This window comes from Ectobacillus funiculus (assembly GCF_004138295.1).
GTDB lineage: Bacteria > Bacillota > Bacilli > Bacillales > Bacillaceae_G > Ectobacillus > Ectobacillus funiculus.
On sequence record NZ_SCFM01000097.1, the window covers coordinates 1 to 9,904 of the forward strand.

Sequence of the window (9,904 nt, forward strand, 5' to 3'; positions counted from 1 at the left end):
AACAAAAGTGAGATCAGCATACAAATCGGGACAGTCAGAATGAATAGAGCATTATTCCCGAGCGACTTCAGAAACACTTTATCCCCTAGGATTTTGCTGAAGTTATCAAACCCGACCCACCTTAGCTGTGAAAGATTCGTGATAAAGCTCCAATCCGCAAAGCTCAGAACGAACGTCGCAATAATAGGGAGTAACATCAGGACAGAAACTCCTATTAGCATCGGAGACACAAACAATAAACCGATTCCATTTTCACTTTTCTCCTTGAAGGCTTTTTCCTTTTTGACAGGTTTGACAACCTTTGCAGGTGTCGAAAGTTCTGTTTTAACACTCATTCCGTTTCACCTCAATTTTTTATTATAGTTTCATTATAAAATAGACATGAATCTCCTCCTTAACGGTATTTTGATGTATCACTCTATAAATTTGACTTCTATAATTCGATTGAGAAATTTACGGGAATGCAAAAGGCCCATCACTGATGGAGGGGCCTTTACTTCTTTCTATTAGGGCAAATAAGGACAACAAGCTGGCGATTCAGGCCTTTCCGCCCCTATACTCAATAGGCGTAACTCCTACATAGTTTTTAAAAATCTTAATAAAATAGCTTTGATTATCATAGCCGAGCCGTTCACAAATCTTCCCTACAGAGTCAGCCGTTTGTTCAAGCAATTCTTTTGCTCTGGAAACCTTCATTTTTGTTACGTATTCAACAAAGGTCTCCCCGACCTCCTTCTTAAACAATCGGCTGAAGTAGCTTGGATTCAGAAACAGATAGCTAGCAACCTCTTCCAAACTGATTTTCTTTTCTAAATTTATTGAAACATACCTGAATGCATCTAAAATTTCCCGGCGTCTTGTCTGCTCATATACTTCATGAACGCGAGACAGTACAGACTTAAAATAATCCATTAGCCAAACCTTCAGTTCACTAAAAAAACGAATCGTGAGAATCTCATTATGCAGGCATTCAACTGTATAATCCGATCGAAAAAACTGCAACGCCTGCAATCTTACTCTTAAATCTAATACAAGCTTAAGTACCCAATCCTTTACTATCTCAGGAGGGAATTGTTTTTCCTCTAGAAACGCACTCCATTTAGCAACAAAAGTAGTGATTCTACCTTCGTCTCTAAGCATTACCAGCTCTCTCATTTCTGCTGCTGCTTCGTCATATCTGGAAAATAAATCTTCGTTTGTCGCCTCGGCCGCTTTCTTTTCTACAATAGTACCAGATTCCATATAAAAACTCTGATGCTCACTATTTAACAGAAGCGTTAACTCCTGTTTAAAGGTTATCAAATTTGTACACTGTTCACCTATTAGAAAAGACAGCGATATGTTTAATGATTTTTTCAATGCATGCTGAATCCTCTTCATACCTTCAGTCGCCGCAGACACTGCTTGAAATTTTAGAGTTGAAGAAGAAGGGAAAAACACAAATAACTCCCTAGCTCCAAGGTTAAAATGCACTGCACTTGGACAATGCGCCTCGATTGCCTCGGTAACGACATTATTAATTGCAAAATCCAAAGTATCCTCAGAAAAATACTTTTCTTTCACCAGGCTAAAATCATGTATCATGGCTCTAGATGCAATATATCTCGTTTGATCCAGCTGCAACCCTAATAATTTTGCTTCTGTGAGCCATTCTTTTTCATCCATTTTAGCCGAGTTAATTGTTTTTTTGATAAATCGTTCTTTCACACTCTCTCTATTTCGATCAAGCATACTCTGCAAATGCAGCTGTTTTAGCGTTTTATTCTGCGCATCATCAAGATTTTTCTTAAGCTTCTTGATTACGTTGCATAGCTCTTCGGGATCGAAGGTATCCTTTACAAGATACTCCTGTACTTGTAGCTTTAATGCCTGCTGTGCAAATCCGAACTCAGAGTGGCATGACAAAATGGCAACCTGTAAATTCGGATTTCTATCTTTTAATTGTTTTGTCAATTCTATCCCATTCATTTTAGGCATACCGATATCAGTAATTAATATATCAGGCATCTCGAGCATCGCTCTTTCAAAGGCACTCATACCGTTTTCATGCGTACTTTGAAGCGTTACGCCTAGCTGTTCCCACTCGATCGCTTCAGATAAAAACTCTAGTACTGGATAGTCGTCGTCAACTAACATTACTTTGTACATCAGATTTGCCTCCTCCTTCAGGAATGATCAGAATAACTTGCGTGCCCTTTCCCAGTGCACTTTTTATATCCATTTTGAATGTTGGACCAAAGGTCATATACATTCGTTCATACACATTAGATAAGCCTATAGACGAGAAGCCTTTGTTAGTTTTATTGCTACTATTTTCTGTACTATTAGATTGGACAAGCTTTCTTCGTAAATAACTCAATGCCTGCTCATCCATTCCTTGACCATTGTCTTCAATAACGATAACAACTTTATCTTCTTGCATTTTGGTGCTTACCACAATAGTTCCTGCACTTTGGTTTAGGCCGTGGATGATGGAATTTTCGATGATAGGCTGCAAGATAAACCGTGGAATCCTCACTGAATATGCCTCTTCGTGTATCGATATTTCAACATTTAACTTTTCTTTTTGCCTCATATTCATGATGCCAATATAATCTAAGACAATTTGAATTTCTTCATGAAGTGTAATGATTTCTTTGTCTTTTCCTATTGTCATACGTAATAATTTGGATAGGGAGCTGAGCATACCTGCACTTTCCTTGTCTCCTTTCACCAAAACCTTCATACGGATAGAATTAAGGACATTAAAAAGAAAGTGAGGATTGATTTGTGCTTGGAGCATATCCAGTTCTGCTTTTCTTTTTCTTTCCTGTGTATCGGTAATTTCCCGAATCATTTCATTAATACGGTCCAGCATCTGATCGAAGGATTTGGACAGTCGGCCAATTTCATCCTGGCCTTGAAGCCTCGACCGGATGTTTAAATTACCGCTCTGCACCTTATCTACAACATTTCCTAAATGGACCAATGGCTTCGTCACTGTTTGCATAAAATAAGTCAGAAGAATTAAGAAAATAGTGAAGGAAATAATTTGTACAATAAATACCTTATTAAAAATGGCATTGATTTTATTTGTCGCTTTCTCATAGGGAACTAAAGAGACAAGCTTCCAGCCTGTGAAAGAGATTTCATGTTCGGCAATCAGATAGTCCTTTTTGGAAATCTGAAAAATATTTGGCGAGTTGTCTTCCTTAAGATGAGATCTATATTGGAATAGCTCACCAATCCTAGAATCATCCCTATGCGAAAGAATTCGGTTTGAAGAATCTAAGAGCATCATTTCCTCATCCGAATTCTTATTTTCGAATATTTGGTTAATTTTATTTTCCATGATGGTTACGATTACATATCCGTATATATTTAAATTCTCGTCCCGTAACGTTCTAGCTACTGATACTTGATAGGGATTGTTCATTTTCTCTGATGCAAACATTGTAGGCTGGGTGTCAATCCACACTGATTCATATCCTTTTATCTTGCTCATTTGCGCAAACCAAGCTTCGTTAAACAATTGAATCGGGGTAAAGTCTGAGACAGGATAATTCGTATACGACTTACCGTTTTTTAAAAGAATTGTGACGTATGATTTTTCTCCAACTAACGTAATATTTTCAATCGTTTTATTCACTTTTCTTTCGTCCATAAACTGCTGATAGCGCTGTTCTGGATCTTGTTCCGTAGTACTATTTGCATTTGCTTTTAAAATTGTATTCATTTCAGCATCAACTTGAATAAAATTTGTAATGTACATCATATCTTGCAGGAGCTTCTCTACATACTCATCTGCAATTGTCAGCTCTCTATTTGCATTGGAAAGCGCCTGTTCTTTCACAGTATCCTTTGTCAAATAATTATAGATAAATAAAGTAATGATTCCGGGTATAACCAGACAAATGATTGAAATAAAAATAACTTTAAAACGAAACGAACGGGGCACCAGCATATGCTGTATCTTATTCTTCATATGTAGGGATCCTCCTAATAAAAAGATAGGTATATAACGACTTGTACCCCTCTTCTTTATGATTCAATTACTATTTACTATTGTTGATAATTTCTTGTACTCTCTGTTGCGAAACCGCAATAGTCTTATCAACGTCCTGCTTATCAAAAATCATCTTTTCGTATTCTTCATTGAGCACTTTATAGATTTCAGCCTGATAGGAAACAGGCGGAATGATCTTGGATGATTTAGCGTTTGTTAAGACGCTAATGAGAGACTCCTTATCCACCTTTTCAGGATTTTTAGTTCCACTAAGAATCTTATCAATAATTTTATTGAAGTCGCTATCGCTTACTTTATTCCATGATGGAACATTTTTGCCTTGGACGATTTGCCCTTCCGTTGTATACCAGCGAATAAATGTATATGCTTCCCTTTTGTGCTTTGAATTTGCAGCAACTGCCATATAATCTGTTGTTACTGGTGTATAACCACCTTCATCGCCCTTTTCGTTTTTCGGATATGGAGCAACCGCAACATTAAAGGTTAACGGGAACTGCTCTGTACCTCCAAGTTCGGTATTCATCCAGCTCCCAATTAGGATAGAGCTCGCCTCCTGATTAAAGAACTGATAACGGTAATGCATCTTCTGAGATAGTATGTCTGTGTACGGAACAGCCGATTTATCTTCTTTTTCCATTTTCAATCGCATTTCAAGTGTTTTCTTGAACAATGGGTTATCGAGGTTTGATTTGCCGTCTGCTGTTATAAATTCCGTATTGTCAGCTTCACTTGCAAGTGCAAGCTTCAGATATTCCATCCAACTTCCATTTTGCGGTCCATGAAAGTATGTTCCAAAATGGCCGTCTCTTGTCATCGCTTTTGCGTATGTCATAAATTCATCCCAAGTCCAGTCTTTCGGAACCTCAAGACCAGCTGCGGCCAAATGATCTTTATTTAAGAGAACATACCAAGGGTTGAACTTACCTGGCAACGCATAATATTTTCCATCTATTTGTGTGTCAACCTTATACTCCTCGGAAACTTCATATCCTTCTTCCTTAATAAATTCATCAATTGGTGCAACCATTCCTAGGCTTACTCGTTGTGCATATGCTGCTGGTTCACTGAACATGAGAACATCTAATTGCCCTCCAGATGCCGCTATAAGATCCAGCTTTTTTGTGGCTTCCTGGGTATCTCCCTTTTCACTTAGAGTCACTAAATCAATGTGAATGTTCGGGTACTTTTTCTCAAAAGCAGCAATCGTATTTGTCCAATTGTAAGATGACTCAGTGCCGTAAGCATGGAATTTGATGGTGACCGTTTCAGCTTGTTTCGAATCTGATGATGCTTTTTCGTCACTGTTGTTTCCTGTACATCCTGCCATTATAACAGTAAACATTACAGTACAAAGCAATGGAGCCCATAACTTTTTCTTCATCATCTTCCCCCTATAATTGTTAGGCATTATATTGAAAACACTTACAAAAGAGATTTTACCAAATTTAGTTACCCTAGCGTATAAAAAATAATTTCACTAGTCTAATGTAAATTTTAACAAAAATAACCTAGTTTTTTATCATTACAGAGTTCTAGCGCTAAAATAGTTCATGTAACCTATCAAATAGCAGTATCCTATTAATTTAGGGCCAAGTAGATATCTAATATTTGATTAAACCTTATTTTTACTAACACCCAAAAAGAAAGCGTTTTCCATAAATTCAATTACAAGGGAATCATTTTTTTGTTGTCTCTACTTCAAATTTTGAAAGATAATAAGTGCTAAGAGTAAGATGATATCTAAAGACTTATGCACCCTGTACATGTAACTGCTGACTGATTTTACGAAACACTACATTTGACATATACATCAGGGCGAAACTTAAACCGCTTCCAAAAAAGAGCAGTCCCACTCCAGAGAAGAAAAGGCTCACTAAAAAAACACTTGTTACGGCAAGAATCATAGCTATCGTATATAACGGGTACGATATACTAATTAAAAAAGCTGTTTTAATATATTGCAGGGTTCTGTACTCGTAATGAACAAACACCGGAAAAACATACAGCATGACAATCAGAAGCAGAAACACAGCACCTATTAAACAGCCTGTTAGAATTGGATATAAAACCCCTTGAACAGAGCTTGTTACACGCCAAACCAAGTACAAACCCATAATAATCCCAAACAATACTAACCCTAGAATATTTGCCTTTTTAAACTCTTTTTTATAGGTTTCCCAAAAAAATGTGAAGATTGGGAAATTAGCTTCACCCTGTAGCCATTTGCGAATAATTGAGAACATCGCTGCTGTAGAAGGCGCAATTCCAAAGACGAATACTCCAAGACTAATAAAAAGCAGCCATAGGAGATTGATATACGCCAATCGAGTTATCCATTGGCAGATACTATATAACTTTCCCATCCATCCAGTTGCTTCCACTATTGTATCCCTCTCCTTCATTTATTTTTACTGTCACTTATTTAAACATTTTAATGAAAATGCTTTCATTTGAATAATCACTTTTTTGACTACTTTTGAAACTTTTTTTACTTCTTTATAAAACATAGAGTTTAGAACGCATAAAATAACCTGGGCTTTATTGAATATTGGGCCCAGGCTTATACTTGAACTATTAACAGATAAGAATTTTTATGTTTAAAGAACAGGTAAAGGATTGAGCTCATCTGTTTGGATCACGATTTTCTCGCTTCCCTCGCTAATGATGATCTCCCCGTTCACAATCTCAATCTTTGGAACAGCATCCCAGCTATTTACAATATTTTCACTTCCCAGTTCCCCAAACACTATATTTATGAGCCAGTGTGTACCTGGCTTAACACTAGCTTTGACTGTAGGGATAACAGTACGTGTATTCATGAGATTTGTGTTTGCATTTGGATAAACCAGCTCTGCTTGTCCGTTTCCATACAAGCTTTTAATCCCACTCGCTCCCCAAGGGAACTTCACCAAACCTTCTTGCCCGTTTAGAATGACCTCAGCCGTTTGACCTTTATATTCCTTATGTTCAAGTCCAAGTGCGAATCCGCCATCAGCACAATCTAAGCCTCTGCTTGTCTCAATACGATGGACACGAATATGCCATGGAACCCCAGCGACAAGCCATGTTTTGATTTCAACATCCATCCATGGCTTCCATTTGGTGTACACCACGTTACCGTTAACCTCATATTCCTCGCACTTTCTTTTCGCTCGATAGATGTTGTCGCCCTCGCTTACCGCCAGCATGGAGTCAAATGCGCCTTGTGCAAGACCCCACTCTGCTTTTTGGACACTAAACCCAAAAAAGTTGGAATATGCAAATTTTTCATATTTTGCTGCTACATGGGAATGTTCATTTGTGTGCTGATAGCCAGCGTTAAACGCAACAATATGACTTTTTGTATTCTGCCTGCATATAATAAAGCGCGGTGACTGTTGAACTGCTTTCGCTTTCAGGGATGGAAGCGGCTTTTCTTCTGTCTTCCAGAAAGGACTATCCTCAGGCAGAGCCAGAAGTAAAAAGGTTTTAAGTGCCCAATATGGTGAACCAGGTGAGTTATAATTTTCCGCCATAACCAAACTTGGATAACGATAGCCAATCGTCAGCAAGCCATTTGAATCGAATATAGGCTGTTTGAACCACCAACGCAGATGTCTAAGGATGATGCCCTTTATCACTCCCGGCGGAAACGGCTCTACCTCTGCGTATAAGAGTGCACTCCAAAAGGCAGCTTGTGAAAATCTGTAGCTTAAGCTTCTTCCATATGGAAGGGCTGATCCATCCTCTGCAAACCAATACATGAAATCTTTAGCAAAAGCCTCAGCCCTGCTCTTATACCGCTGTGCTCTGACTGGATCCTCTTCACCCATTAACTTTACATACAATAGGCTATAAAAATGGATGGCGAACGGACCGTAATAATCACAATGGGCAACTGGACCGTCTGCGTACCAGCCTTCCTCTAAATAAAATTGCTCAATTCTATCAAGGTTCCTCTCCATTTTTTTTCGATCATAAGGTAATCCAACACTCTTAAAACCGAGATTAACTAATATAGGGAAAAACAGCCAATTGCAATCATATACACTAACTTGATTGATCTGGTTGAGCCATGCGAATAGGTTCTCTTTTTCTTGTTCGGTAAGCGGTTGCCAGATTTTTTCGGGTATAAGTGCGAGAGCATAGCCAAATGCAGCCATTTCTACTGCCCGTTGATCAAAGTCAGAGATTTCTCCCCAATATTCCTCATGAGAAGGATTTGTGCCATTCTTTATTCCCTGCAAGCAAATATCCCATATATCAGATTCCTTTCCTGCCGCCAAAAGAGGGACAAGACCCCAAAGGACTCTTGAGAACCCCTCCATTCCGGCAATTGGATCAGGATAGCTGGTACCTGTTTGTCCTATTTCAAGAAGGGCTCTTCCCTCGCTGTAATAAGGCTTTAACGGACTTAAGATTTGTTGTACAGCCCCGATGAGATCCTCCCTCGATTTGAGAGGGTTCTTCTGTATAGGTAAATCGAGCTTTAACATACACGATTCCTCCTTATAATGGTCACATTAGCAGCTTTCGATTCTACCAAAATAATTCCTTGTAACCTTTTAATCTTGCAAGTCCTTCGACAAAGTAGTAGTCCCCATATATCAGCGGGTTATCTAGATATTTTCCCTCTGGAAAGTGGCTTGTGCCATGCAGGATCAGCCCCTCTTCCGAACCGCTCCAATCACCATAATTCTTGTATAAAGAGTGCAGGATTTTCTCCCCAACTACTTTGTACATACGAGACTGCGTTTCTGGAACTGTATCTCCCAATAACAGTAAACCGCACGCGGCGATTGCACCTGCAGAAGAATCCCTTGGCGCATCCACATCAGCAGGAAGGCGGAAATCCCAATGCGGAACGAAATCATCTGGCAGATGGGACACGAAGAAATGAGCAACTCGTTTTGCTGTCTCCAAAAATTTAGCTTCTCCTGTATAGTGGTAGGATAACGCCATACCATAAATCGCCCACGAGGTTCCTCTTGACCAAGCAGAGTAAGGAGCATAGCCTTGACCGCCAAGCGCCTCAATCATTTCTCCACTTTCAGGATCGAAGCGAATAACATGGTGAACAGCGCCATCGCTTCGGATAAAATGATTGAGCACGGTTTCGGCATGCTTTTGGGCAATATTTTTGAATCTAGGATCACCAGTTTCTTCAGAAGCCCAATACAAGAGAGGCAGATTCATCATGCAGTCGATAATTGCGACTCCTCTATTGTCTTCTCCCTCAAACCAAGGGTTCCAGGCACGAATGAAATTTCCATTTACGTTAAAGCGCCCCATTAGAAGATTCGCTGTCAACAATGCACGCCGTTTGGAAACCTCGTTCCCTAAGAGCCTATACTGAGCTACACTTGTCAACGTCCACATAAAGCCCATATCATGATCGAGCCGGTAATAATCCTGTTGAACAACATCCAGCTTTGCCTCACATTCCTCTGCCAATTCTTTTAAACGAGCATCCTTTGTATCGCGATATACATGCCACAGCAAGCCAGGCCAAAAACCAGCTGTCCACCAGTACGGTTCTGCGAGTACATACTTGCCGTTTTCACTCGCGTGAGGAAAATTAGCACCTATGCTTTTGCTTGTCTTATCAACTTTTTCAACAACGTTCTGCCATGCTTCATCTACCCACTGTAGTTGATCTGTCATCTTCTTCACCCTTACTCATTTAAATTGAAGTACCTATTGGGCGCTATACTGGTTATCCCGGTATAGCGCCAGATTTTCCGCTGAAATGCTTTCTAAAATCAAGTCTTAGCCTTTCACCCCACCTAACGCAATTCCTTCAATAACTTGTTTTTGACCAATGATAAACACAATCACTAACGGAAGAATCGCGGATACAGCCGCAGCCATGATCAAGGAATAAAATTCTCCATTGATTGTTGTGAATTTCTGCATTGC

The 9,904-nt window shown here is 39.3% G+C and carries 6 protein-coding genes and 2 pseudogenes; all 8 read right to left on the reverse strand.

Translation table 11 applies throughout. From position 1 onward, the window contains the following. Positions 1 to 335, reverse strand: a pseudogene (locus tag EP737_RS24605) (sugar ABC transporter permease); the annotation flags it as partial. Positions 336 to 537: 202 nt separating this feature from the next. Further along, positions 538 to 2,148: a response regulator transcription factor gene (locus EP737_RS24610; RefSeq protein ID WP_129731972.1), complete on the reverse strand. Its 1,611-nt coding sequence runs from the start codon at positions 2,146 to 2,148 to the stop codon at positions 538 to 540. Continuing rightward, positions 2,126 to 3,964 carry a sensor histidine kinase gene (locus EP737_RS24615; RefSeq protein WP_129731974.1) on the reverse strand — a complete coding sequence of 613 codons (1,839 nt, stop codon included), beginning with the start codon at positions 3,962 to 3,964 and terminating at the stop codon, positions 2,126 to 2,128. The genes EP737_RS24610 and EP737_RS24615 overlap by 23 nt, the downstream gene beginning before the upstream one ends. 70 nt (positions 3,965 to 4,034) lie before the next feature. Continuing rightward, positions 4,035 to 5,387, reverse strand: a complete 1,353-nt coding sequence (locus EP737_RS24620) for an ABC transporter substrate-binding protein (protein WP_425455965.1) — start codon at positions 5,385 to 5,387, stop codon at positions 4,035 to 4,037. A 367-nt stretch (positions 5,388 to 5,754) separates the two neighbouring features. Next, positions 5,755 to 6,387, reverse strand: a complete 633-nt coding sequence (locus tag EP737_RS24625; protein WP_165350926.1) for a YesL family protein — start codon at positions 6,385 to 6,387, stop codon at positions 5,755 to 5,757. A 216-nt stretch (positions 6,388 to 6,603) separates the two neighbouring features. Continuing rightward, a complete protein-coding gene (locus EP737_RS24630) occupies positions 6,604 to 8,481 on the reverse strand; it encodes a DUF2264 domain-containing protein (RefSeq protein WP_129731981.1) in 1,878 nt (625 codons plus the stop codon). Positions 8,482 to 8,524: 43 nt separating this feature from the next. Further along, positions 8,525 to 9,649 carry a glycoside hydrolase family 88 protein gene (locus EP737_RS24635; RefSeq protein WP_129731983.1) on the reverse strand — a complete coding sequence of 375 codons (1,125 nt, stop codon included), beginning with the start codon at positions 9,647 to 9,649 and terminating at the stop codon, positions 8,525 to 8,527. 105 nt (positions 9,650 to 9,754) lie between these two features. Then, positions 9,755 to 9,904: pseudogene (locus tag EP737_RS26435) on the reverse strand (carbohydrate ABC transporter permease); the annotation flags it as partial.

Excerpts from the sequence above, each read along its gene's own strand:
- EP737_RS24610 (WP_129731972.1), bottom strand. The coding sequence starts at position 2,148 with ATGTACAAAGTAATGTTAGTTGACGACGACTATCCAGTACTAGAGTTT.
- EP737_RS24615 (WP_129731974.1), bottom strand. The coding sequence starts at position 3,964 with ATGAAGAATAAGATACAGCATATGCTGGTGCCCCGTTCGTTTCGTTTT.
- EP737_RS24620 (WP_425455965.1), bottom strand. The coding sequence starts at position 5,387 with ATGAAGAAAAAGTTATGGGCTCCATTGCTTTGTACTGTAATGTTTACT.
- EP737_RS24630 (WP_129731981.1), bottom strand. The coding sequence starts at position 8,481 with ATGTTAAAGCTCGATTTACCTATACAGAAGAACCCTCTCAAATCGAGG.
- EP737_RS24635 (WP_129731983.1), bottom strand. The coding sequence starts at position 9,649 with ATGACAGATCAACTACAGTGGGTAGATGAAGCATGGCAGAACGTTGTT.